This is a genomic window from Streptomyces sp. JH34, assembly GCF_029428875.1.
Classification (GTDB): domain Bacteria; phylum Actinomycetota; class Actinomycetes; order Streptomycetales; family Streptomycetaceae; genus Streptomyces.
The window spans coordinates 5,549,137-5,572,116 of sequence record NZ_JAJSOO010000001.1 but is presented as its reverse complement, the minus strand read 5'-3'; the positions used below and the strand labels follow the sequence as shown (position 1 = coordinate 5,572,116).

At 70.3% G+C, this 22,980-nt stretch carries 18 protein-coding genes; 7 read left to right on the top strand and 11 right to left on the bottom strand.

The annotated features are described in order from the left end of the window. Nucleotides 1-86 precede the first annotated feature (86 nt). The gene (locus LWJ43_RS24990) at nt 87-1,349 is read right to left on the bottom strand and encodes an NYN domain-containing protein (protein ID WP_277334453.1); all 1,263 of its coding nucleotides are present in this window, start codon (nt 1,347-1,349) and stop codon (nt 87-89) included. 268 nt (nt 1,350-1,617) lie between these two features. Here LWJ43_RS24990 and LWJ43_RS24985 point away from each other — a divergent pair, with 268 nt between their 5' ends. Further along, complete coding sequence (locus LWJ43_RS24985) at nt 1,618-1,797, top strand: hypothetical protein (RefSeq protein ID WP_277334452.1); 180 nt, start codon at nt 1,618-1,620, stop codon at nt 1,795-1,797. Nucleotides 1,798-1,876: 79 nt separating this feature from the next. On the opposite strand, the gene dnaE is transcribed toward LWJ43_RS24985, so the two are convergent. Then, nucleotides 1,877-5,416, bottom strand: a complete 3,540-nt coding sequence (dnaE, locus tag LWJ43_RS24980; protein ID WP_277334451.1) for a DNA polymerase III subunit alpha — start codon at nt 5,414-5,416, stop codon at nt 1,877-1,879. A 223-nt stretch (nt 5,417-5,639) separates the two neighbouring features. Here dnaE and LWJ43_RS24975 point away from each other — a divergent pair, with 223 nt between their 5' ends. The 4 genes from LWJ43_RS24975 to LWJ43_RS24960 all read left to right on the top strand — a co-directional run bounded on the left by LWJ43_RS24975 (nt 5,640) and on the right by LWJ43_RS24960 (nt 10,160). Beyond that, on the top strand, nt 5,640-6,965 hold the full coding sequence (locus LWJ43_RS24975; RefSeq protein ID WP_277334450.1) for a DUF2252 domain-containing protein: 1,326 nt from the start codon (nt 5,640-5,642) through the stop codon (nt 6,963-6,965). An 80-nt stretch (nt 6,966-7,045) separates the two neighbouring features. Beyond that, a complete protein-coding gene (locus tag LWJ43_RS24970) occupies nt 7,046-7,771 on the top strand; it encodes a hypothetical protein (RefSeq protein WP_277334449.1) in 726 nt (241 codons plus the stop codon). Nucleotides 7,772-7,820: 49 nt separating this feature from the next. Further along, on the top strand, nt 7,821-8,636 hold the full coding sequence (locus LWJ43_RS24965; protein ID WP_277334448.1) for a DsbA family protein: 816 nt from the start codon (nt 7,821-7,823) through the stop codon (nt 8,634-8,636). A 531-nt stretch (nt 8,637-9,167) separates the two neighbouring features. Then, nucleotides 9,168-10,160 (top strand): zinc metalloprotease, encoded by a 993-nt coding sequence (locus tag LWJ43_RS24960; protein ID WP_277334447.1) that lies wholly within the window; start codon nt 9,168-9,170, stop codon nt 10,158-10,160. A 63-nt stretch (nt 10,161-10,223) separates the two neighbouring features. On the opposite strand, the gene LWJ43_RS24955 is transcribed toward LWJ43_RS24960, so the two are convergent. After that, a complete protein-coding gene (locus LWJ43_RS24955; protein WP_277334446.1) occupies nt 10,224-10,802 on the bottom strand; it encodes a dienelactone hydrolase family protein in 579 nt (192 codons plus the stop codon). A gap of 38 nt (nt 10,803-10,840) precedes the next feature. Here LWJ43_RS24955 and LWJ43_RS24950 point away from each other — a divergent pair, with 38 nt between their 5' ends. Beyond that, entirely contained in the window at nt 10,841-11,980 is a 1,140-nt protein-coding gene (locus LWJ43_RS24950; RefSeq protein WP_277334445.1) for a mechanosensitive ion channel family protein, read from the top strand. Nucleotides 11,981-12,002: 22 nt separating this feature from the next. Here the strand turns inward: LWJ43_RS24950 and LWJ43_RS24945 are convergent, their stop codons facing one another. The 5 genes from LWJ43_RS24945 to LWJ43_RS24925 form a co-directional block, all read right to left on the bottom strand. Next, complete coding sequence (locus tag LWJ43_RS24945) at nt 12,003-13,589, bottom strand: Na+/H+ antiporter (RefSeq protein ID WP_277334444.1); 1,587 nt, start codon at nt 13,587-13,589, stop codon at nt 12,003-12,005. Nucleotides 13,590-13,690: 101 nt separating this feature from the next. Beyond that, nucleotides 13,691-14,167 carry a GNAT family N-acetyltransferase gene (locus LWJ43_RS24940; RefSeq protein WP_277334443.1) on the bottom strand — a complete coding sequence of 159 codons (477 nt, stop codon included), beginning with the start codon at nt 14,165-14,167 and terminating at the stop codon, nt 13,691-13,693. Beyond that, nucleotides 14,164-15,105, bottom strand: coding sequence for an RluA family pseudouridine synthase (locus LWJ43_RS24935; RefSeq protein ID WP_277334442.1), 942 nt, complete (start codon nt 15,103-15,105; stop codon nt 14,164-14,166). The genes LWJ43_RS24940 and LWJ43_RS24935 overlap by 4 nt, the downstream gene beginning before the upstream one ends. Before the next feature lie 23 nt (nt 15,106-15,128). Beyond that, entirely contained in the window at nt 15,129-15,743 is a 615-nt protein-coding gene (gene lspA, locus LWJ43_RS24930) for a signal peptidase II (protein WP_277334441.1), read from the bottom strand. Between the two features lie 177 nt (nt 15,744-15,920). Beyond that, nucleotides 15,921-16,724: a TraR/DksA family transcriptional regulator gene (locus LWJ43_RS24925; protein WP_277334440.1), complete on the bottom strand. Its 804-nt coding sequence runs from the start codon at nt 16,722-16,724 to the stop codon at nt 15,921-15,923. A 565-nt stretch (nt 16,725-17,289) separates the two neighbouring features. Here LWJ43_RS24925 and ileS point away from each other — a divergent pair. Further along, nucleotides 17,290-20,439, top strand: a complete 3,150-nt coding sequence (ileS, locus tag LWJ43_RS24920) for an isoleucine--tRNA ligase (RefSeq protein WP_277334439.1) — start codon at nt 17,290-17,292, stop codon at nt 20,437-20,439. Nucleotides 20,440-20,729: 290 nt separating this feature from the next. Here ileS and LWJ43_RS24915 read toward each other — a convergent pair whose 3' ends face one another. The 3 genes from LWJ43_RS24915 to LWJ43_RS24905 all read right to left on the bottom strand — a co-directional run bounded on the left by LWJ43_RS24915 (nt 20,730) and on the right by LWJ43_RS24905 (nt 22,930). Continuing rightward, nucleotides 20,730-21,905 carry a DivIVA domain-containing protein gene (locus tag LWJ43_RS24915; RefSeq protein WP_277334438.1) on the bottom strand — a complete coding sequence of 392 codons (1,176 nt, stop codon included), beginning with the start codon at nt 21,903-21,905 and terminating at the stop codon, nt 20,730-20,732. 49 nt (nt 21,906-21,954) lie between these two features. Beyond that, a complete protein-coding gene (locus LWJ43_RS24910) occupies nt 21,955-22,251 on the bottom strand; it encodes a YggT family protein (RefSeq protein ID WP_031098947.1) in 297 nt (98 codons plus the stop codon). A 67-nt stretch (nt 22,252-22,318) separates the two neighbouring features. Beyond that, nucleotides 22,319-22,930 carry a cell division protein SepF gene (locus LWJ43_RS24905; protein WP_014156753.1) on the bottom strand — a complete coding sequence of 204 codons (612 nt, stop codon included), beginning with the start codon at nt 22,928-22,930 and terminating at the stop codon, nt 22,319-22,321. Nucleotides 22,931-22,980 lie beyond the last annotated feature (50 nt).

Genomic DNA, 22,980 nt, shown 5'->3' with positions numbered 1-22,980 from the left:
CCTGTGCTGTGCCCGTACTCACGAGGAATGAGACTACGGGGTCGGATGCCCCGTATTGCGTCCGGGGCAGGGCAGTGCCGCCCCGCTCACTCCCCCGCGGGGGCGTGCTCGGCGGCGGCCCGTACGTCGATCTCACGCCAGAACCCGGCCCGGATGGCATAGCGGTCGTGCTCGTCGATCTGGTCGTCCTTGTGCGCGAGCAGCCCGAAGCGTGCCGCGTACCTGAGGAGTTCGCCGTCGATGCGGTGCGGGATGCGGGGGTACATCGTGGACAGCTTCTGCAGGTGGACCGTCTCCGGCAGCCGCTCCATCCAGCGCCGGGCGAAGACCTGGCCGACCTCGAAGGGGTCACCGCCGACGGTGGTGATGTCCTCCTCCCGGTCCGCCCAGCGCTGTTCGGCGCTGGTGAGCTGGGCGAGGGTCGGCAGGGAAGCGGTCTCGGCCGGCTCACCGAGCGGCCCTCCGCGCTCCACCCAGCCTCTGTCGGAGGACCAGCGCAGGGTCGCGTTGCCGAGGGGCTGCGGTACGGGCTGCTGCGCGGCCGGCGCCCCGGGCGCGCGCAGGCTCGCCAGGTCCTTGGGCGTGGGCACGCCCTTGTGGCCGGGGCCGGGCTGCGGGTGGGGGACGGACGCGCCGGCCGGTGTGACGGTGGCGTCGTCGCGGGCGACCGCGGCCTGTGCCTCGGACGCACGCTCGGCGGAGGCGGCGAGGGCGGCCTCGGGCAGAGGCGCCGAGAGGATCGCGGCGATCTCGGGCCGGGGGGCCGGCGGGGGCGGGCACACACCGCCCGTCTCCTTGGCCCGTACGGCCTGGGTGATCCAGGCACGGTCGAGCACCCGCCGCTCGTCGGCCTCCGCGACCAGGTCCTCGGACTGGTTGTAGTCGCCGTCGGCGGCCTGGACGGCCCACAGGTGGACGGCGACGCCGTGTTCCTTGGCGGACATGAGGCCGGGCAGCAGATCGCCGTCGCCGGTCACGAGCACCACGTCGGAGCAGGCCCGGTTCCTGGCCAGTTCGGTCAGCTCGGCGTGCATGGCGGCGTCGACGCCCTTCTGCGCCCACCGTCCGTCACTGCGGGTGAGTGCCCCGAGCCGGACGGTCACCCGCGGCATGACCCGCAGCCTGCGGTGCTCGGGCTGCGGTACGCGGTCGGGGGCGCCGTCGAACCAGTAGATGCGCAGCAGGGGCTGTTCCGTGTCGGCCTCGGCGCGCTCGCGCAGACCCTGGATCAGGGCGGCGTGGTCGACGGTGATGCGGGAACGGGCGGGCTCTCCGGCCAGCAGGCTCGCGGCTGCGCCCAGCAAGTAGCCGGCGTCCACCAGGACGACGCAACGGTCCACGCGTTCCACCCTCTTCCAATTCGGCGGCGGACCGGCGGGCCCGGACATGGGGGGCGGGTCCGCCGACCCGGGGTTGGCTCACTCAGGGTTTCCTTCGAGTCTGCCCGACGGCACCGGCCTTGAGGTCCGGAACTCGATCATCGGCGTGGCGGATCGGAGAGCCGCGCATGATACCTCCCCTACTACGCTCAGTAATGATCCAACATGCGTCCTTTGCGGTGCTATGTGAATCTGACAGCGGTTCTGGACCCCCAGATCTCCCACAGGAGGCATCACGATGGCGAAGAACAAGAACCGCAAGCAGGGCGGCCAGCACGACCGCGCATCCGCCGCGGAGCGTGGCGCGGAGGAGGCCAGGTCGACGGCGTACGAGTCGCAGACTCAGGCCCAGTCGCAGGCCCAGGGCAGCCCGGCCGACGTCGCGCGCAAGCACCAGAAGCGCTTCGGCCACAACTGACGGTTCGCACGGCCGACAGGCCGAGAGGGGCGCCCCGCCGATCGGCGGGGCGCCCCTCTCGCGGGTCCGGGTCCGGGTGTCAGCCGGCCAGGCAGGACGGGCCGAGCAGCACCTTGAGGTCGCCGAAGAGGGCGGGGTCCGGCTTGACGCGGTGCCGGTCCAGCCGGAGCACGGTGGTCTTGCGGGGGCCCTGGAGCCTGATGCGCACCTCGGTGTCGCCGCGGTGATGGCTGAGGACCTCGCCGAGCCTGCTGACCATGGGCGGGGTGACGCGGACCGTGGGGATGGTCAGGACGACGGGCGCGTTGGACCCGGCGTTCGAGATGTCGGGGACCTGCATCTCCATGGCGACCAGGCGCGGCACGTCCTCGCGCTTGTCGAGGCGTCCCTTGACGAAGACGACGGTGTCCTCGACGAGCTGGGTGGAGACCAGCTGGTAGGTCGCGGGGAAGAACATGCACTCGATGGAGCCCGCGAGGTCCTCCACGGTGGCGATGGCCCAGGCGTTGCCCTGCTTGGTCATCTTGCGCTGGAGGCCGGAGATGATCCCGCCCACGGTGACGATCGCGCCGTCGGAGTGCTCGCCGCCGGTGAGCTGCGAGATCGCCGCGTCCGACTTGTCGGACAGGACGTGCTCCAGGCCGAAGAGCGGGTGGTCGGAGACGTAGAGGCCGAGCATCTCGCGTTCCTGCGCGAGCAGGTAGGACTTCTCCCACTCGATGTCGGAGAACTCGACGTCCAGGCCGAAGCCCGGCTCGTCGCTCGCCTCGTCGCCCATGCCGCCGAAGAGGTCGAACTGCCCCTCGGCCTCCTTGCGCTTGACCTGCACCACGTTGTCGATCATCGGCTCGTGATGGGCGACGAGTCCCTTCCGGGTGTGCCCCATCTCGTCGAAGGCACCGGCCTTGATCAGCGACTCGACGGTGCGCTTGTTGCAGACGACCGCTTCGACCTTGTCGAGGAAGTCGGGGAAGGTGGAGTACTTCCCCTTGGCCTTGCGGCACCTGATGATCGAGTCGACCACGTTCTGTCCGACGTTGCGGACGGCGGTCAGCCCGAAGAGGATCACGTCGTCGCCCTGGGCGGCGAAGTTCGGCTCGGACTCGTTGACGTTCGGCGGGAGCACCTTGATGCCCATGCGCCGGCACTCGTTGAGGTAGACCGCGGACTTGTCCTTGTCGTCCTTGACGGACGTCAGCAGGGCGGCCATGTACTCGGCCGGGTAGTTCGCCTTGAGGTAGGCGGTCCAGTAGGTGACCAGGCCGTACGCGGAGGAGTGCGCCTTGTTGAAGGCGTATCCGGCGAACGGCACGAGGACGTCCCACAGGGCCTTGATCGCCGCGTCGGAGAAGCCGTTCTTCTTGGCACCGGCCTCGAAGAGGACGAAGTTCTTCGCCAGCTCGTCGGCCTTCTTCTTGCCCATCACGCGGCGCAGGATGTCGGCCTCGCCGAGCGAGTAGCCGGCGACGATCTGGGCGGCCTTCTGCACCTGCTCCTGGTACACGATCAGGCCGTAGGTGAGCCCGAGGACCTCCTTGAGGGGCTCCTCCAGCTCCGGGTGGATCGGGGTGATCTCCTGCCGGGCGTTCTTGCGCTCGGCGTAGTTCGTGTGCGAGTTCATGCCCATCGGGCCCGGCCGGTAGAGGGCCGAGACGGCGGAGATGTCCTCGAAGTTGTCGGGCTGCATCTGGCGGAGCAGTGAGCGCATGGGCCCGCCGTCGAACTGGAACACCCCGAGCGTGTCACCGCGGCACAGCAGCTCGTAGGTCTTGGGGTCGTCCAGGGGCAGGGAGAGCATCTCCAGGTCGACGCCCTTGTTGGCCTTCACCATCTTGATGGCGTCGTCCATGATCGTCAGGTTGCGCAGGCCCAGGAAGTCCATCTTCAGCAGGCCGAGCGACTCGCACTGGGGGTAGTCCCACTGCGTGATCGTCACGCCGTCGGTGTGCCGTACCCAGATCGGCGCGTGGTCGACGATGGGCTCGCTGGACATGATCACGCCGGCCGCGTGGACACCCATCTGCCGGACGAGGCCCTCCACGCCCTTGGCGGTGTCGATGACCTTCCGGACGTCGGGCTCGTTCTCGTACATCCCCCGGATCTCGCCCGCCTCGCTGTAGCGCGGGTGCTTCGGGTCGGTGATGCCGTTGAGGTCGATGCCCTTGCCGAGGACGTCCGCGGGCATGGCCTTGGTGAGCCGGTCGCCCATCGCGTAGGGGTAGCCCAGGACGCGCGCGGAGTCCTTGATCGCGTTCTTGGCCTTGATCTTGCCGTAGGTGCCGATCATGGCGACCTTGTCGGCGCCGTACTTCTCGGTGACGTACCTGATCACCTCGACGCGCCGGCGCTCGTCGAAGTCGATGTCGACGTCGGGCATGGAGACGCGCTCGGGGTTGAGGAAGCGCTCGAAGATCAGCCCGTGGGTGATCGGGTCGAGGTCGGTGATGCCCATGGCGTAGGCGACGATCGAGCCGGCGGCGGAGCCACGGCCGGGGCCGACCGCGATGCCGTTGTTCTTGGCCCACATGATGAAGTCGGCGACGACGAGGAAGTACCCCGGGAACCCCATCTGGATGATGATGTCCATCTCGTACTCGGCCTGCTTCTGCCGGTCCTCGGGGACGCCTCCGGGGTAGCGGCGGCCCATGCCGACCCGGACCTCCTCCTGGAACCAGGTGATCTCCGTGAAGCCGTCGGGGATGTCGAACTTCGGCATCAGGTCGCGCTTCTCGAACATGCCGGTCGTGTCGATCTGCTGTGCGACGAGGAGGGTGTTGGCGCAGCCCTCCTGCCAGGCGTCGGAGGAGTCGACGCCGTACATCTCGTCCGTCGTCTTGAGGTAGTAGCCCGTGCCGTCGAAGCGGAAGCGGTCGGGGTCGGAGAGGTTCTTGCCGGTCTGGATGCAGAGCAGGGCGTCGTGCGCGGTCGCCTCGTTGGCGTACGTGTAGTGCGAGTCGTTCGTCACGAGCGGCGGGATGTCCAGCTTCCGGCCGATCTCCAGGAGCCCGTCGCGGACCCGGCGCTCGATCTCGATGCCGTGGTCCATCAGCTCCAGGAAGTACCGGCCCTCACCGAAGATGTCCTTGTAGTCGGAGGCCGCCTGGACGGCCTCGTCGAACTGCCCGAGCCGCAGACGCGTCTGCACCTCGCCGGACGGGCACCCGGTGGAGGCGATGAGGCCCTCGGACCACTGGGAGATGGTCTCCTTGTCCATGCGGGGCCACTTCTGCAGCCAGCCCTCGGCGTACGCGTCCGAGGAGAGCTTGAAGAGGTTGTGCAGCCCGGTGCTGTTCGCCGCCCAGATCGTCTTGTGGGTGTAACCGCCGGAACCCGAGACGTCGTCCCGCTTCTGGTGCGGCTGGCCCCACTGGACCTTCCGCTTGTGCTTGCGGGACTCGGGGGCGACGTAGGCCTCGATCCCGATGATCGGCGTCACCCCGGCCTTCTTCGCGGAGTGGAAGAAGTCGTACGCCCCGTGGAGGTTGCCGTGGTCGGTCATCGCGATGTGCGACATGCCCATGTCGTTGCACGCCTCGAACATGTCCTTGAGCCGCGCGGCACCGTCCAGCAGCGAGTACTGGGTGTGGACGTGCAGGTGCGTGAAGGGCGGCTTGCTCACGGCGCTGTGCCTCCGGGGCGGTGTCTTCAGGGCGGCGCTGAGCGCCTCGATGAGGGGTGACGGTGGGACGACGGGTGGGAGATGGCGGGCTGGGGGGACAGCGTGGAAGTCTACGTCGCCGAGGTCACGGACGACGGGCACTCCACGGTACGGTCGCGCGTTGGAAGACCGGGGACGCCCGTCCCAAATGTCATGAACGCCATGTACCAGGAGGCACCCAGCGATGTCGGACACGCAGACCGGCGCAGAGCAGCGCGGGGAGCAGATCCTCGCCGTTTTCGACACCGCGTTCGGGCAGCTCCTGGCCGCCGACCCCGCAGCCTTCCGGGTGAAGTTCCGCAAGATGGCGGGCTCGGCCTTCGCGTTCTACCGGGGCTCGGCCGGTCTGTTCTACTCCGATCTCGACCGTGAGCAGCACACCGGTCCCTACCTGGACGAACGAACGAGCCGGGTGTGGATCCACGGTGACCTGCACGCCGAGAACTTCGGCACCTACATGGACGCCAACGGCCGGCTCGTGTTCAACGTCAACGACTTCGACGAGGCCTATGTGGGTCCCTTCACCTGGGACCTCAAGCGCTTCGCCGCGTCCGTCGCCCTGATCGGCTACGCGAAGGCCCTCGGCGACGACCAGATCACCGAGCTCGTGCGTGTCTACGCGGCCGCCTACCGGGAGCGGATCCACGCCCTGGCGACCGGCGCCAAGAACGACGAGGTGCCTCCGTTCACCCTGGACACCGCCGAGGGCCCGCTGCTCGGTGCCCTGCGTGACGCCCGCGCGCTGACCCGGTTCGGGCTGCTCGACTCGATGACGGAGATCCGGGACTTCGAGCGCCGGTTCACCGACGACGGCGGCGCGATCGACCTGGACGCGGCGACGCGCTACAAGGTGCTCGCGGCGTTCGACGGCTATCTGGAGACGCTGCCGGAGTCGAGCCTCACCCGGCCCGATTCGTACCGGGTGAAGGACGTCGTCGGCCGCCGGGGCATCGGGATCGGTTCGGCCGGTCTCCCGTCGTACAACATCCTCCTGGAGGGCAACAGCGACGCCCTGGAGAACGACGTGGTGATCTACCTCAAGCAGGCGCAGACGCCGGCGGTGTCCCGGCACATCAAGGACGCCGCCGTGCGGGACTACTTCCAGCACGAGGGGCACCGCACGGTGATCTCGCAGCGCGCGCTCCAGGCGCACGCGGACCCGTGGCTGGGCTGGACCGAGCTGGACGGGTCCGGCCAGCTGGTGGCCGAGGTCTCCCCCTACGCCGTCGATCTGGACTGGTCCGACATCGACGAGCCGGAGGAGATCGCGGCGGTGGTCGCCGATCTCGGCCGGGCCACGGCCACGATGCACGCGGCGGCGGACGACGAGAGCGGGCACTCGCTGGTGCCGTTCTCCACGGAACGCGCGATCGACGCGGCCATCGCCGCGGACGAGGAGGGCTTCGCCGGGCTGCTGGTCGACTTCGCGCACAGCTACGGCGCCCGGACCCGGGCCGACCACCAGATCTTCGTCGACCTCTTCCGCAACGGCCGCATCCCGGGCCTGTAGGACCGTCCGTGGGGCCCGGACACCGGGTCCCGCGGATCCTCACGGCTCGCTTACGGGAACGCATGACACACTCTCCGGCGATGGACGTATCAGCGACACGGATCAGAGCGGTACGCGCGGCGCTGTTCACCGCGCTCGTCGTCACGCTCTCCACCGCGTCCCATGTGCTGCTGTCCCGGGTCCCGCTGCCGCTGACCGTCGTCGCGCTGCTGGCCGGGGCGGTCTTCGCCGTGGCGTTCGCGCTGGCGGGCCGGGAGCGCGGCTTCGGGGCGATCGCCGGTCTGCTGGTTCCGCTGGAGCTGGCCGCCGACACGGTGTTCACCACCGGCCAGCACCTCTGCTACGGCGCCGCGGGCGGCCCGATCGCGGGCCCGCTGCGTTCCGTGGGCGTCGACGTGCTGTGCGGCGGCGAGGCCGGGTCCGGGGCCGACGGGCTCTCCGGCGTGGCCTCGGTCGGCGCCCCCCTGGCCGGGGTGACGGGGAACGGCGGCCATGCCGCCGCCCTGCTCGCCTCTCCGGGCCCCGCCGTCCCCTGGCTGCTGCTGGCCGCGCACGTGGCGGTCGGCCTGCTGGCCGCCGCCTGGCTGCGGCGGGGCGAGTCGGCGCTGGCGGGCCTGCTGTGCGCGGCGGCCGCCGTCGCGTTCCGCCCGCTGCTCACCGCGGTCGCCGTGACCGGCACGGCCCGGCGCCGTGGACGGCCCGGGGCCCTCCGCGCCGGCCGCCCGCACCCGCTCGCCCCCGTCCGCTTCCTGGTGCACTCCGTGGGACGGAGGGGTCCGCCGTACTCGGCCTTCACTCCTGCCTGAGTACGCGGTACGCCCCCTTTCGAGCCACCCCCACCTACGGAGCATCCCCATGAGCAAGCGCAACAGCCAGGCCAACAAGTCCGCCGCCCGCGAGCGGCTGCGCGCGGAGCGCGAGCGCCAGGCCAAGAAGGACAAGGCACGCAAGCAGGTCGTCGTCGGCGTCTCGGTCGTGGCCGTGCTGGCTGTCGCCGGCGCTGTCAGCTACGGCGTGATGCAGCTGAACAAGCCCTCCGCCTGGGAGGCCGCGGGGGACGCGAAGAACGTCACCGCGCCCAAGAACACGTCGGGGGACGACGGCACGACCGTCGTGATCGGTGAGTCGAGCGCCAAGAAGACCCTGGAACTCTACGAGGACTCGCGCTGCCCGATCTGCGCCACGTTCGAGCAGACGGTCGGCGAGACCGTGTCCAAGGACGTCGACGCCGGCAAGTACAAGATCAAGTACGTCGGTGCGACCTTCATCGACAACTCGGACAGCGGCGAGGGCTCGAAGAACGCCCTGAGCGCGCTGGGCGCGGCGCTCGACGTGAGCCCCGAGGCCTTCCTGGAGTACAAGACCGCGCTGTACTCCGCGAAGTACCACCCCGAGGAGACGAACGACAAGTTCGCCAAGGACAGCTACCTGATCGAGGTGGCGGACTCGGTGGACGCGCTGAAGGGCAACAAGGCCTTCCAGAAGGACGTCGAGGACGGCACGTTCGACGCCTGGGCGATCAAGATGTCCAAGGCGTTCGACAAGAGCGGGGTGCAGGGCACGCCGACGCTCAAGATGGACGGCAAGACACTCACCGCGGAGGGCAGCAAGAACGCCCCCATGACGGTGGCCGACTTCAACACCGCGATCACCAAGGCGCTGAAGGGCTGACGGGAAGCCTCCGGCCTCCGCGTGACCGGAGGCACGGCTTCGGGTAGCGGATCACCGACAGGCGGGCGAACCTCTCAGGTTCGCCCGCCTGTTCGCTCTGCGCGTCGGCAGGGCGCCGCCCCGGGGCCGTCGGTGGTTCCCGTGTCCCGGGGCCGTCGGTGGTTCCCGTGTCCCCGGTCCGCGCGGACCGCGGCGCAGCACAGCGGCATCCAGAAGGCCCCGACAGGCGCCCAGCGGGAGCTCGACCGATCAGTTTCAGCCATCGCCGAACTCGCGCAGAGCGGTAACACCGTCGACGGCGAACGGTGCCATCCATGGATCGAATCCGGACACACCACCCGTCCGGAAAGCGCCAGACGTTACGCATTCATCTCAACCCCTGGGACGCGCCGAGAATTTCGCCCCCCTTTGCCCTGGTTTACGGAAAGACCAATTGGCTTGATCAACTCTGCTCAGGCGTGACATGGCCACGTAATCTCCCGGCGGCGGGAGAGGAAGTTCCTCTCACCCACACGCCCGCTAGGAGTCACTGTGCGCGCTCTTGTCCGCATATCACCACGTCTGCGCCGTCACGCCCTGAGCACGGCCTTCCTGGCCGGAACTCTTGCCCTGGCTCCGCTCTCCGGCGCCCCCGGGGGCGCGGTCGCCGCGGCGTCGGCGTCACCGACCGCACAGGAGTGCGCCGATGCCCCCGAGGCAGGTGCGACGGCCCGTCAGACACGCCCGGGGGGCACCGGTCACGCGGCCGAGCCCAACGAGGTCAGTGCCGCCAAGGCCAAGGCCATGGACGCGGATCTGCGTGAGAGACTGGCCGACCGCCGGGTCGCGGGCTCGACAGCCGCTGCCGGAGCGAGCATTCCGGTCTACTTCCACGTGATCCACTCCGGGACGACCGGGAAGCTCTCCTCGACCGCCGTCGACAACCAGCTGAGCGTCCTCAACGCCGCCTACGGCGGACAGGGGACGGGCAACACCGACTCCGGCTTCCGCTTCACGCTCGCCGGCACGGACTACACGGACAACGCGTCCTGGTACAACCTGAGCTCCGGCTCCACCGCGGAGAAGGCCATGAAGTCCGCGCTCCGCCAGGGCGGCGCCGACGCGCTGAACGTCTACAGCGCCAACCTCGGCGGCGGCCTGCTGGGCTGGGCGACCTTCCCGAGTTCCTACGGCTCGAACCCGTCCATGGACGGCGTGGTCGTCCTCGACACGTCACTGCCGGGCGGCTCCGCCACCAACTACGCCGAGGGCGACACCGCCACGCACGAGGTCGGTCACTGGCTGGGGCTCTACCACACCTTCCAGGGCGGCTGCAACGGAAACGGCGACTACGTCGAGGACACCCCGGCCGAGAAGAGCGCCGCCTACGCCTGCCCGACGGGCCGCGACACGTGCGTCAACAAGCCGGGCGCCGACCCGGTCCACAACTTCATGGACTACACGTACGACGCGTGCATGTACCAGTTCACCGGCGGCCAGGTGCAGCGCATGAGCGACAGCTGGACCGCCTACCGGGCCGGCTGACCCCACAGCGGGGACGGACACGAGGGCCCGAACCCGTTCGGGCCCTCGTGTCGTGCGGGCGGCCTACAGGGTCGCCAGGAATCCGAGCGAGACCTTCCAGGTCAGTTCTGCCGCGTCCTGGTCGAAGTCGGGCAGATCCGCGTCGGTGAACAGGTGCCCGGCCCCCGGGTAGCGGTACACCTCGACGTCCGCGCCGGTCCGCTGCATCTGGAGGTACCAGCTGGTCTGCCAGTCGTGCGACTCGAACGGGTCGGGGTCGGCCACATGCAGCTGCACGGGCAGTTCGTCCACCGAGGCGTTCTCCGCGATGTCCGAGGTGCCGTGGAGAAGCAGCAGCCCGCGGGCCTTGGCGTCGCCGAGCGCGAGGGTCTGCGCGACCGACGCCCCGAACGAGAACCCCGCGTAGACGAGGCCCTGGTCGGAGTAGGGCGCGGCGGCCAGGACGGCACGCTTGAGCAACTCGTCCTTGCCCACCTGGTCCTTGAAGGCCATTCCCTCCTCGACGGTGTCGAAGGTGTGTCCCTCGAAGAGATCGGGCACGCGCACCTCGTGACCGGCTGCGCGCAGCCGGTCGGCAGCCGCGTGCACAGCGGGCCTCAGACCGTAGGTCGAGTGGAAAAGCATGATGTTCATGCGTCCCATGGTGCCAGCTGTGCCCCGATCACTTGGAGGACGACGGAATGGAGAACGTACTGCGGCCCATGCTCGTGGTGGGCGGGTCGCTGATCATCACGCTGCTGGTGGGCTGGCTGGTCGACCTGCTGCTACGCCGCGCCGACAGCCGCCACCACGAGACGCCGCTGTGGGGTCTGCTGCGGCTCTGCCGCCCACCCCTGCAGGTGGTGCTCTGCACCGCGCTGCTGAGGGCCAGCTTCGGCCAGATCCGGCTCGGGGTGGTCCGGGACCACCGGGCGGGGATCGGCCAGGTCCTGACCCTGGTGCTGATCGCGGCGTCGGCGTGGCTGGTGATCCGTGTCGCGGCCACCGTCGTGCAGTCCTCGTACGCCCGCTACGCGACCTCCACCCGCGATCCCGCCCGCGTCCGGCGGGTCCGCACCCAGGTCACCCTGATCCAGCGGGTGGTCACCGCGGTGGTGGCGACGGTCGCGGCCGCCGCGATGCTGCTCACCTTCCCGGCGATGCGCACGGTCGGCACCTCGATGCTGGCCTCCGCCGGTGTGATCGGCATCGTGGCCGGTGTCGCCGCCCAGTCGACCCTCGGCAATCTCTTCGCCGGCTTCCAGATCGCCTTCGGCGACATGGTGCGGATCGGCGACACCGTGGTGGTGGACGGGGAGTGGGGGACGGTCGAGGAGATCACCCTGACCTTCCTGGCCGTACGGACCTGGGACGAACGGCGGATCACGATGCCGGTGTCCTACTTCACGAGCAGGCCCTTCGAGAACTGGTCGCGCGGCGGGGTGCAGATGACCGGCACCGTCTTCCTGCAGCTCGACCATTCGGCCCCGGTCGCGGCGATGCGCGAGAAGCTGCGTGACCTCCTCGGCGAGTGCGCGGCCTGGGACGGCCGGGACTGGTCCCTGGCCGTCACGGACACCACCCCCACGACGATCGAGGTGCGGGCCGTGGTGACGGCGAAGGACGCCGACGACATCTGGACGGTGCGCTGCGCCGTGCGCGAGCAGATGATCGGCTGGCTCCGGGACCACCATCCGTACGCGCTGCCCCGCGTGGTCACGTCGCCCGCGGCACTGCCGCCCGGCGACCACTGGCGGGAACTGACGGGCGCGGAGTTGCGGACGCCGTCGCGCGGCGGGGTGCCCACACCGGACAAGGCCCCCCGCACGGGACGCGGCTGAACCTCCGTGACGGGTCCGTGCCTCAGCGCAGGCTGCGGACGTCGAGGTACCGCAGCACCCGGTCGACGACCTCCGGGTCCGAGCCGGGTTCGCTGCGGGCCGAGAGCACCTCGTGGCGGGCCGCCGACAGCAGCTCGCGCTGCACCCGGCCGAACGCCTTGAAGCGCTCGGCACGCTGTGCGTACGCCTCGCGCCGCTCGTCGTCGACCATGTCCGGGCTGATCCGCGCCCCGATGTCGTAGGCCGCGCGCTGGAGCCTCTCCAGGATCTCCTCCGGGAGGTCCTCGACGCCCTCGATCTCCGCGAGCCTGTGTTTGGCCGCCTTCGCCGCCCGGATCGCGAGGTCCCGTTCCAGGGCCTGTTCCGCGTCCGTGTCTGCCCGCACCCCGAGCTTGCGCACCAGCCACGGCAGGGTCAGGCCCTGGAACACGAGCGTGGCCATGATCACGGCGAACGCGACGAAGATGATCTCGTCCCTGCCGGGGAAGGGCTTCCCGTCATCCGTCTCCAGCGGGATCGCCAGGGCCAGTGCCACCGAGGCCACCCCGCGCATCCCCGCCCACCACATGACGACGGTCTCGCGCCAGCTGGTGGGGATCTCCTCGCTGTAGTCGCGGCGGGTGTGCAGCCGCTTGGCGAGCCAGGTGGCCGGCAGCAGCCACAGGAGCCGTACGCCGACGACGACCGCGACGATCGCCAGGCCCCAGCCGACGAACCGCAGCTCGCGTCCGTCGGCGGTGCCGAACACCGTGTGGAGCTCCAGCCCGATGAGGCCGAAGGCGACTCCCGTCACCAGGGTGTCGACGATCTCCCAGAAGGACCGGCCGGTGAGCCGCCCGAGGACGTCGTCGGCGTCCGCGGTGTGCTCGGCGAGGAAGAGCGCGGTGGTGAGGACGGCGAGGACGCCGGATCCCATCAGCTCCTCGGCGAGGACGTAGCTGACGAAGGGCACCAGCAGGGTCAGGCCGACCTGCAGCGTGGCGTCGCCCAGCAGGCCCATGAGTTTGATGGTCAGCCAGCCGAGCACCAGGCCGACGGCCACGGCGACGACCGCGGAGAGGACGAGGAGCCCGAACGCCTCGGGGAGCGAGAAGGTGCCGCTGACGGCGGCGGCGATCGCCACGTGGTACAGGACGATGGCCGTGACGTCGTTGAACAGCCCCTCCCCCTCCAGGATGGAGACGAGCCTGCGCGGCAGGCCGACCGAGCCCGCGACCGCCGTGGCGGCGACGGGGTCGGGCGGGGCGACGAGGGCGCCCAGTGCCACGGCGGCGGCGATGGGCAGTCCGGGCACCAGGGCGTTCGCGACCGTGGCCACGGCCGCAGTCGTGACGAAGACGAGGGCGACCGCCAGCAGGAAGATCGGCCGCTTGTTGGATGCGAACTGCCGCCAGGAGGTGCGCTGCACCGAGGCGTAGAGCAGCGTGGGCAGCAGGGCGGGCAGGATGATCTCCGGCGGGATGTCCACGTCGGGGACGAAGCTCGCGAAGGCCATGCCGACACCGGCGAGCGTCATCAGCACCGGCGCGGGGAGGCCCAGCCGCTCACCCAGCGGCACGGTGACCACCGCTCCCAGGAGAAGCAGGAGCAGGAGTGCCATCTGGTCCACGTCGTACCTTCCGCAGCGCGCCGGGCCCGGGGCTCGTTGGTCAGCCGGTCAAGGCTCCCAGCGTGCCATGCGGGCCCGTGGCACCCCCGCGCGGGCCGCTGTCAGAGTGCGCGGCGCATGGCCCGGTGCGGCATCCCTGCGTCCGGGAACTCGGGGCCGTACGCCGTGTAGCCGAGCCTCTCGTAGAAGCCGAGCGCGTGCGTCTGGGCGTGCAGGTCGACGGCGGCCAGGCCGAGCACACGGGCCTCGTCCTCGATCGCACGGACCAGTGCCGCCCCGACGCCCAGGCCGCGGGCCTCGCGCGTCACGGCGAGCCGTCCGAGCGACCCGAAGGTGTGGTCGCCGCCGGTCTTCCCCGCCGCCGCCTCACCGTGCAGCAGCCGTCCCGTACCGAGGGCGGAGCCGTCCGCGGCCACCGCGAGGACGTGCGTCGCCGTCGCGTCGTGGGTGTCGTACTCGATGTCCTCGGGCACCTGCTGCTCGCCGACGAAGACGTCCTTGCGCACCTGGAAGCAGGCGGCGAGGTCGGTCTCGTCGATGGCCCTGCGCGTGCTGTACGGGGTGGGCGCGGCGGTCACTGGCTCTCCGCCGCGATGGTGTCGAGGGCCTGGCGCAGGTCGTCCGGGTAGGTGCTCTCGAACTCCACCCAGCCGCCGTCTGCGGGGTGCTCGAAGCCGAGCCGGACCGCGTGCAGCCACTGGCGGGTCAGGCCGAGGCGCTTGGCCAGCGTGGGGTCGGCGCCGTAGGTGAGGTCGCCGACGCAGGGGTGGCGGTGCGCGGACATGTGCACGCGGATCTGGTGCGTGCGCCCGGTCTCCAGCTTGATGTCGAGCAGGCTGGCCGCACGGTGGGCCTCGATGAGGTCGTAGTGCGTCACGGAGGGCTTGCCCTCGGCGGTGACGGCCCACTTGTAGTCGTGCTGGGGGTGCCGGCCGATGGGGGCGTCGATGGTGCCGCTCATCGGGTCCGGGTGGCCCTGGACCAGCGCGTGGTACTTCTTCTCGACGACCCGGTCGCGGAACTGCGCCTTGAGCAGGGTGTAGGCCCGCTCGGACTTGGCCACGACCATCAGGCCGGAGGTGCCGACGTCCAGCCGGTGCACGACGCCCTGGCGCTCGGCGGCACCCGACGTCGAGATGCGGTAGCCGGCCGCGGCGAGGCCGCCGATGACGGTGGTGCCCGTCCAGCCGGGGCTGGGGTGGGCGGCGACACCGACCGGCTTCATGATGACGACGATGTCGTCGTCGTCATGGACGATCTCCATGCCCTCGACGGGCTCGGCGACGATCTGGACCGGTGCGGGTGCCTGGGGCATCTCCACTTCCATCCAGGCTCCGCCGTGCACGCGCTCGGACTTCCCGGCCACCGCGCCGTCCACCTGGACCTTCCCGGCGGCGGCCAGTTCGGCGGCCTTGGTGCGGGAGAAACCGAACATCCGGGAGATGGCGGCGTCGACGCGCTCACCCTCCAGGCCGTCGGGTACGGGCAGGGTGCGGACCTCGGGATACGTACTCACCAGTCGAGTATGCCTTGCGCCCGCTAGTCCTTGTGCACGGTGCCGTCGGGGTCCAGGCCCTTGAAGGAGAGGATCACGATGAGGATCCCGCCGCACACGATCGCTGAGTCGGCGAGGTTGAAGACGGCGAAGTGCGCCGGGGCGATGAAGTCGACCACCGCGCCCTTGAAGACGCCCGGCGCGCGGAAGACACGGTCGGTGAGGTTGCCGAGCGCCCCGCCGAGCAGGAGCCCCAGGGCGATGGCCCAGGGCAGGCTGTAGAGCTTGCGGGCCAGCCGCACGATCACGACGATCACGACGGCGGCGATGGCCGTGAAGATCACGGTGAACGCCTCACCGATCCCGAAGGCGGCACCCGCGTTGCGGATCGCGTCGAACTTCAGCCAGTCGCCGAAGATCTCGATGGGCTCCTCGTGCTCCAGCTTCGCGACCACGATCATCTTGCTGATCAGGTCGAGCAGGTAGGCGAGGACGGCCACCACGAGGAGGACGAGGACCTTCTTCCTGCCCCGGCCGCCGCCGGTGCCGCCGGTCCCGGTTGGGACCGGGCCCTCGGAGGGCTGCGGGGGCTGAGCCCCTTCGGCCCCCTCGGCATCGGGGATGTCCGGCGTACCGATGATGCGCTCCGCCTCTGCCACGTGAGTCCCTCAACCCTAGGTACCTGACTGAGGACGAGGGTACGACACGCCGCCGGGATCAGGGGCCTCAGGCCCGGACCACCTGCCCCGACGCGCCGTGCGCCCACGCCTCGGGGAGGCGCGGGCCCGGTACGGCCCCGCGGGGTGCGGACCGGGCCGGGTCCGGCTCCGCGGACTTCACTGGCCGCGCCGCTCCTGCTTCTGCTTGTCCTCCACGCAGAGCGTGGCCCGGGGGAAGGCCTGCATCCGCGCCTTGCCGATCGGCTTGCCGCAGACCTCGCAGAGGCCGTAGGTGCCGGCGTCGAGCCTGGCCAGGGCGCGCTCGGTCTGGTCCAGGGTCTCCTGGGCGTGGGCGGCGAGGGACAGCTCGTGCTCGCGGGTGATGTTCTTCGTGCCGGTGTCCGCGTCGTCGTCGCCCGCTCCGTCCCCGGAGTCACGCATCAGGCCGGCCAGGGCCTCTCCCGACGCCTCCAGCTCGCTGCGCAGCCGCAGGACCTCGCCGGTCAGCTCGGTCCGGGCCTCTTCGACCTCCTCAGGGGTCCAGGGGTCCTCCCCCGGCCTGACCGCCAGGTCCGCGGGCGCCGTGGCCACTCCGCCCCTGGCCGGGGGGACCGCCGTGGCGGTGCCCTCTTCCGCAGCTGTGGACCGGGCCGCGCTCTTCTTGGCTACCACCGTGTGGGCTCCTGTCTGCTCGGCGGCCTGAGCCGCCCCCGTGGCCTTCTTCGACGTCTTCCTGGCTGCGCTCTTCTTCGCCGTGCTCTTCTTCGCCGGCGGCTCGTCGTGCGCCGGGTCCTGGCCGGCCTGCTCCGGCTCCGGCGGACGTGACGCCGCCTTCTTCCCGGCGGCCGTCCTCCTCGCGGCCTTCCCCGCCGGCTTCTCCTCGCCCGTCTCCGCGCCGGCGCTCGCGGTCTCCTCCTCGGCAGCCGCAGCCGTGGATCCCTCGGACGCCGTTCTCGATACGGCGGTCTTCTTCGCCACCATGGCCGCGGCCCCTTCACATATTGTGATCTTGCACGCGAATCGTGCTGGGACGATAAATCGGCCCCGGCCCCGCGGCAACGGGGCACGCCGCCGTCCTGCCCCTCACGGCGACATGCTGGTGGCGCGCCTGCAACCGTTGTGCCCAGCTCCCCGCCCGGTAATCCGCCCCCGTTACGCGCTCCGGGACTCCGTCCGCCCCGACTGGCCATTCGGGTCAAGCCCCGCCCCCTGACAAACCGGTCGGCCGTCGCCCGTGTGGGCCCGTACACTGGCCGCAGCGAGAGGCATGGACGGGACGAGTAGCGTCGTACGCAGCCAGGAGCGACCCGGGGACGGTGGGAGCCCGGGGGCGAGCGCGTCGTGAAGATCACCCCGGAGCCGCCGGAAGAAAGCTTTGGACACATGGGCCCGCCCGTGTCGACAAGGTCACTAGACCCGGCGTCGCGACCCAATGAGGGGGCCATGGGTGCATGCCCGTGGCCAAGGAGGGTGGTACCGCGGGAGCAGATTCCGGCTCTCGTCCCTCCGACGGAAGTGGAAGACGTCCGCCGGAGGAAGCCCGCACATGACATCGCCGCAGTACCGCCAGGTACCCGCCCAGGTCGACCTGCCCGCCCTCGAGCACGCCGTGCTCGACTTCTGGCGCGACAGCAAGGTCTTCGCCAAGACCCTCGAACAGTCCGAGGGCCGCCCCGAGTGGGTCTTCTACGAGGGCCCGCCGACCGCCAACGGGATGCCCGGGGCCCACCACATCGAGGCCCGCGTCTTCAAGGACGTCTTCCCCCGCTTCCGCACCATGCAGGGCTACCACGTCGGCCGCAAGGCCGGCTGGGACTGCCACGGCCTGCCGGTCGAGCTCGCGGTGGAGAAGGAGCTGGGCTTCAACGGCAAGAAGGACATCGAGGCCTACGGCATCGCGGAGTTCAACGCGAAGTGCCGTGAGTCGGTCACCCGTCACACCGACGCGTTCACCGAGCTCACGACCCGCATGGGGTACTGGGTCGACCTCGAGGACGCCTACCGCACGATGGACCCGGAGTACGTCGACTCCGTGTGGTGGTCGCTGAAGGAGATCTTCAACAAGGACCTGCTGGTCCAGGACCACCGCGTCGCCCCCTGGTGCCCGCGCTGCGGCACCGGTCTCTCGGACCACGAGCTCGCCCAGGGGTACGAGACGGTCGTCGACCCGTCGGTCTTCGTCCGCTTCCCGCTGACGAGCGGCCCGCTGGCCGGCGAGGCCGCGCTGCTGGTCTGGACGACGACGCCCTGGACCCTGGTCTCCAACACCGCCGTCGCCGCGCACCCCGACGTCACCTACGTCGTCGCGACGGACGGCTCGGAGAAGCTGGTCGTGGCCCGGCCCCTGGTCGAGAAGGCGCTGGGCGAGGGCTGGGAGCTCACCGGCGAGACCTTCACCGGCCGGGAGATGGAGCGCTGGACGTACGAGCGCCCCTTCCAGCTGGTCGAGTTCCCGAGCGAGGCACACTTCGTCGTCAACGCCGAGTACGTCACGACCGAGGACGGCACGGGTCTGGTCCACCAGTCCCCCGCGTTCGGCGCCGACGACCTCCTGGTCTGCCGCTCCTACGGCCTGCCGGTGGTGAACCCGGTCCGCCCCGACGGCACATTCGAGGAGGACCTCCCGCTGGTCGGCGGCGTCTTCTTCAAGAAGGCGGACGAGGCCCTCACCGAGGACCTGGACGCGCGTGGCAAGCTCTTCCGCCACGTGCCGTACGAGCACAGCTACCCGCACTGCTGGCGCTGCCACACGGCCCTGCTGTACTACGCGCAGCCGTCCTGGTACATCCGCACGACGGCGGTCAAGGACCGGCTGCTCCAGGAGAACGAGAAGACCAACTGGTTCCCGGACTCCGTCAAGAACGGCCGTTTCGGCGACTGGCTGAACAACAACGTCGACTGGGCGCTGTCCCGCAACCGCTACTGGGGCACGCCGCTTCCCATCTGGCGCTGCGAGGACGACCACCTGACGTGCGTGGGCTCGCGCGCCGAGCTCTCCGAGCTGACAGGCCGCGACCAGTCGGACCTGGACCCGCACCGCCCGTTCATCGACGAGATCACGTTCACCTGCTCGCACGAGAACTGCCAGCTGGAGGCGTACCGCGTCCCGGAGGTCATCGACGCCTGGTACGACTCGGGTTCGATGCCGTTCGCGCAGTGGGGCTACCCGTACAAGAACAAGGAGATCTTCGAGAGCCGCTACCCGGCGCAGTTCATCTCGGAGGCCATCGACCAGACCCGGGGCTGGTTCTACACGCTGATGGCGGTCGGCACCCTGGTCTTCGACAAGTCCAGCTACGAGAACGTCGTCTGCCTGGGCCACATCCTCGCCGAGGACGGCCGGAAGATGTCCAAGCACCTGGGCAACATCCTCCAGCCGATCCCGCTGATGGACCAGCACGGCGCGGACGCCGTCCGCTGGTTCATGGCGGCCGGCGGTTCCCCGTGGGCGGCGCGCCGCGTGGGCCACGGCACGATCCAGGAGGTCGTCCGCAAGACGCTCCTCACGTACTGGAACACGGTGGCCTTCCAGGCCCTCTACGCCCGTACGTCGGGCTGGGCGCCGTCCGCGGCCGACCCGGCCCCCGCCGACCGCACCGTCCTGGACCGCTGGCTGCTGAGCGAGCTCGGCACCCTGGTCGAGGAGGTCACCAAGGCGCTGGAGGCGTACGACACCCAGCGCGCCGGCAAGCTGCTCTCGGCGTTCGTCGACGATCTGTCCAACTGGTACGTCCGCCGCTCGCGCCGCCGCTTCTGGCAGGGCGACAAGGCGGCGCTGCGCACCCTGCACGAGGTCGTGGAGACCGTCACCCGGCTGATGGCCCCGCTGACCCCGTTCATCACGGAGCGGGTCTGGCAGGACCTGGTCGTCCCGGTCGGCCCGGACGCCCCGGAGTCGGTCCACCTGTCCGAGTGGCCGAAGGCGGACCCGGCGTCGATCGACCCCGCGCTCTCCTCACAGATGGCGCTCGTACGCCGCCTGGTGGAGCTGGGCCGGGCCACGCGCGCCGAGTCGGGGGTCAAGACCCGGCAGCCGCTTTCGCGGGCCCTGGTCGCCGCCTCGGGCTTCGAGTCACTCACGCCCGAGCTGCGCGCCCAGATCACCGAGGAGCTGAACGTCTCCTCCCTGGCCTCCCTCTCCGAGGTCGGCGGCTCGCTGGTCGACACCACGGCCAAGGCCAACTTCCGCGCGCTGGGCAAGCGGTTCGGCAAGGGCGTCCAGGCGGTGGCCAAGGCCGTCGCGAACGCCGACGCCGCGGCGCTGAGCCTGGCTCTGCGCGAGGGGACGGCCTCGGTGGAGGTCGACGGCGAGCAGGTCACCCTCGCCCCCGACGAGGTCATCATCACGGAGACCCCGCGCGAGGGCTGGTCGGTGGCGTCCGACTCGGGTGCGACGGTCGCCCTGGACCTGGAGATCACGCCGGAGCTGCGGGCCGCCGGGCTGGCCCGTGACGCGATCCGGCTGATCCAGGAGGCCCGCAAGAACAGCGGCCTGGAGGTGTCCGACCGCATCGCGGTGCGCTGGACGTCTCCGTCCTCCGAGACCGCCGAGGCCCTGACCGCGCACGCGACCCTCATCGCGGACGAGGTCCTGGCGCTGGACTACGCGCGGGGCGAGGCGGACGACACGTACGGCACCCCGTTCGAGGACGAGGGCCTGTCCCTCACCTTCCGCCTCCGCAGGACCGAGCGGTAAGCACTCCGCCCGTGAAGGGGCCCGGCCGGACGACGCGTCCCGGCCGGGCCCCTTCGCGCACCCCGTTCCGCACCCCGGGTGTGGTGTGGTCGGGCTCCCGTGCCGCCCGGCCCGCGCACGGCCGTAGGCACCGGGCGCACCGCCGCGACGGCGGCCGCACACGACTCTGACGCCCACCCCGTGGAGGCCTCGCCCGCTTCCGCCCACGGCAGAGGGCCGGGCCCCGGGGAAAACCCCGGGGCCCGGCCCTCTGCCTGCCGACGGCTACGCGCTCAGCGAGCGCGAACCGATCAGTTGTCGTCCTCGTCGATCAGGAACCCGCGCATCGGCGACGGAGCCTGCTGCATCGGCTGAGGCGCCTGCGGCCGCACCGGTGCCATCGGCTGCGTCATCGCGGGCGACATCTGCTGCTGGCCGCCACCGTAGGACGGGCCACCGCCCATGGACTGGTTGCCGCTGCCCATCTGCTGGCTGCCGTGACCACCGTGGTTGCCGCCCATGGTGTGTCCCATCGCACCCGCACCGGCCGGAGCCAGCGAGGGCGACGGCGGCAGGGAGGCCGCGGCGGGGGTCCGCGGCGGAGCCAGCGAGTCGTCGGCCTGGGTCTCCAGCTGACGCAGCTGGCTCTCCAGGTAGGACTTCAGACGGGTCCGGTACTCGCGCTCGAAGCCACGCAGGTCCTCGACCTTGCGCTCCAGCGTCGCGCGGGCCGACTCCAGCGAGCCCATCGCCACGCGGTGCTTCTCCTGCGCGTCCCGCTCCAGGGCGTCCGCCTTGGCACGGGCGTCGCGCTCGAGGCCCTCGGCGCGGCTGCGTGCCTCACCGACGATCTTGTTGGCCTCGGAGCGTGCCTCCGCGATCGCCTGGTCGGCGGTCTGCTGGGCCAGGGAGAGGACACGGGCGGCGCTGTCGCCACCGGGGCCCTGACCGGGCTGCTGCATCTGCTGCTGCTGCATCTGCTGCTGCTGCTGCATCTGCTGCTGCTGCTGCTGCTGCTGCTGCTGAGCGTGACCGCCCATGGGGCCGCCCATCGGGCCACCCATGGGACCGCCCTGCATCGGGCCGGGGCCGTGCGGGCCCTGCGGACCGGGGCCGTGGCCGCCCTGAGGACCATGGCCGCTGGGACCGGCAGGCAGCTGCGGAGCACCACCGGGCAGCTGGGGGGGACCCATCTGCGGGGGCTGCTGCTGCTGTACCGGCGGACCAGATATGGCCGCCGGCACCGGGGCCCCTGGCCGCTCCTGCTGCTCCGGCGGTTTGCGCATTCCCTGCTGCTGCTGGTTCTGCGCGGCCGCGCGCGTGGCGGCGGCCAGCTTGGCGCGCAGGTCCTCGTTCTCACGGAGCAGGCGTGTCAGCTCCGACTCGACCTCGTCGAGGAAGGCATCGACCTCGTCCTCGTCATAGCCTTCTCGTAGACGGACGGTCGTGAACTGCTTGTTCCGCACGTCCTCAGGGGTCAGCGGCATCTCTTCTTCACCTCTACGTAGTCGTCGGCAGTCGGCAAGACCGTATCGTTCACACGCTGCTCGCAAGCTTGCCCACGAGGTTGAGCAGAATGTAGACGATGATCATCAGAACGAAGAAGGACAGGTCAAGTGCCACGCCCCCGAGACGCAACGGCGGTATGAACCGCCGCAAAAGCTTCAGCGGTGGATCGGTGACAGTGTAAGTGCCCTCGAGAACGACCACCATCGCCTTGCCTGGCTGCCATGAACGTGCGAACTGGAAGACGTAGTCCATGACCAGCCGGAAGATCAGCACGATGAGGAAACACATCAGCGCGATATAGACCACATCCAGTGCGACGCCCATGTTCCGCGCTTCCCTCTCCCCTGGCTTTCGTAGCCCCGGCCTCCCGGCCGGGTTGTTCCCGGTGTTCTCAGCTCTGGTTGAAGAACCCGCCCTCTGCGATGCGGGCCTTGTCCTCCGCCGTGACATCGACGTTAGCAGGAGACAACAGGAACACCTTCTGCGTCACACGCTCAATGCTGCCATGGAGACCGAAGACGAGTCCCGCGGCAAAGTCGACAAGTCGCTTCGCATCCGTGTCGTCCATCTCCGTCAGATTCATGATCACCGGAGTGCCCTCACGGAAGTGTTCCCCGATGGTACGGGCCTCGTTGTAGGTCCTGGGGTGCAGCGTGGTGATCCGGTAGGGCTCACGCTCGGACACGACCTTGGGCATGATCACCGGTGCGTTCTTCTCCAGGTTCGGACGGTCAGGTGTGATGGATGCCACGGGTGCGATTCGGGCGGGTCGTCCGCTTTCCGCCGGGAGCTGAACCGGTTCCCGTGGTGCGGGCGGTTGTACGGATCGCACCGGTTCGTCCCGTTCCCGCTCCACCGGATGCGCGGGCTGGTGCCGCCGCCGGTCGCGCTCGGGCTCCGGCTCGGGTTCGAATTCGTCGTCGGGGTCGAACCCCGGACCGTCGTACCCATCGTCCTCCACGAGGCCGAGGTAGACCGCCATCTTGCGCATCGCGCCGGCCATGCTCCGAGTCCTCCGCTCTGTGGTGGATCGGCATTCGTGTCACCAAGTGC

Excerpts from the sequence above, each read along its gene's own strand:
- LWJ43_RS24985 (WP_277334452.1), top strand. The coding sequence starts at position 1,618 with ATGGCGAAGAACAAGAACCGCAAGCAGGGCGGCCAGCACGACCGCGCA.
- LWJ43_RS24975 (WP_277334450.1), top strand. The coding sequence starts at position 5,640 with ATGTCGGACACGCAGACCGGCGCAGAGCAGCGCGGGGAGCAGATCCTC.
- LWJ43_RS24970 (WP_277334449.1), top strand. The coding sequence starts at position 7,046 with ATGGACGTATCAGCGACACGGATCAGAGCGGTACGCGCGGCGCTGTTC.
- LWJ43_RS24965 (WP_277334448.1), top strand. The coding sequence starts at position 7,821 with ATGAGCAAGCGCAACAGCCAGGCCAACAAGTCCGCCGCCCGCGAGCGG.
- LWJ43_RS24955 (WP_277334446.1), bottom strand. The coding sequence starts at position 10,802 with ATGGGACGCATGAACATCATGCTTTTCCACTCGACCTACGGTCTGAGG.
- LWJ43_RS24950 (WP_277334445.1), top strand. The coding sequence starts at position 10,841 with ATGGAGAACGTACTGCGGCCCATGCTCGTGGTGGGCGGGTCGCTGATC.
- LWJ43_RS24925 (WP_277334440.1), bottom strand. The coding sequence starts at position 16,724 with ATGGTGGCGAAGAAGACCGCCGTATCGAGAACGGCGTCCGAGGGATCC.
- ileS (WP_277334439.1), top strand. The coding sequence starts at position 17,290 with ATGACATCGCCGCAGTACCGCCAGGTACCCGCCCAGGTCGACCTGCCC.
- LWJ43_RS24915 (WP_277334438.1), bottom strand. The coding sequence starts at position 21,905 with ATGCCGCTGACCCCTGAGGACGTGCGGAACAAGCAGTTCACGACCGTC.
- LWJ43_RS24910 (WP_031098947.1), bottom strand. The coding sequence starts at position 22,251 with ATGGGCGTCGCACTGGATGTGGTCTATATCGCGCTGATGTGTTTCCTC.
- LWJ43_RS24905 (WP_014156753.1), bottom strand. The coding sequence starts at position 22,930 with ATGGCCGGCGCGATGCGCAAGATGGCGGTCTACCTCGGCCTCGTGGAG.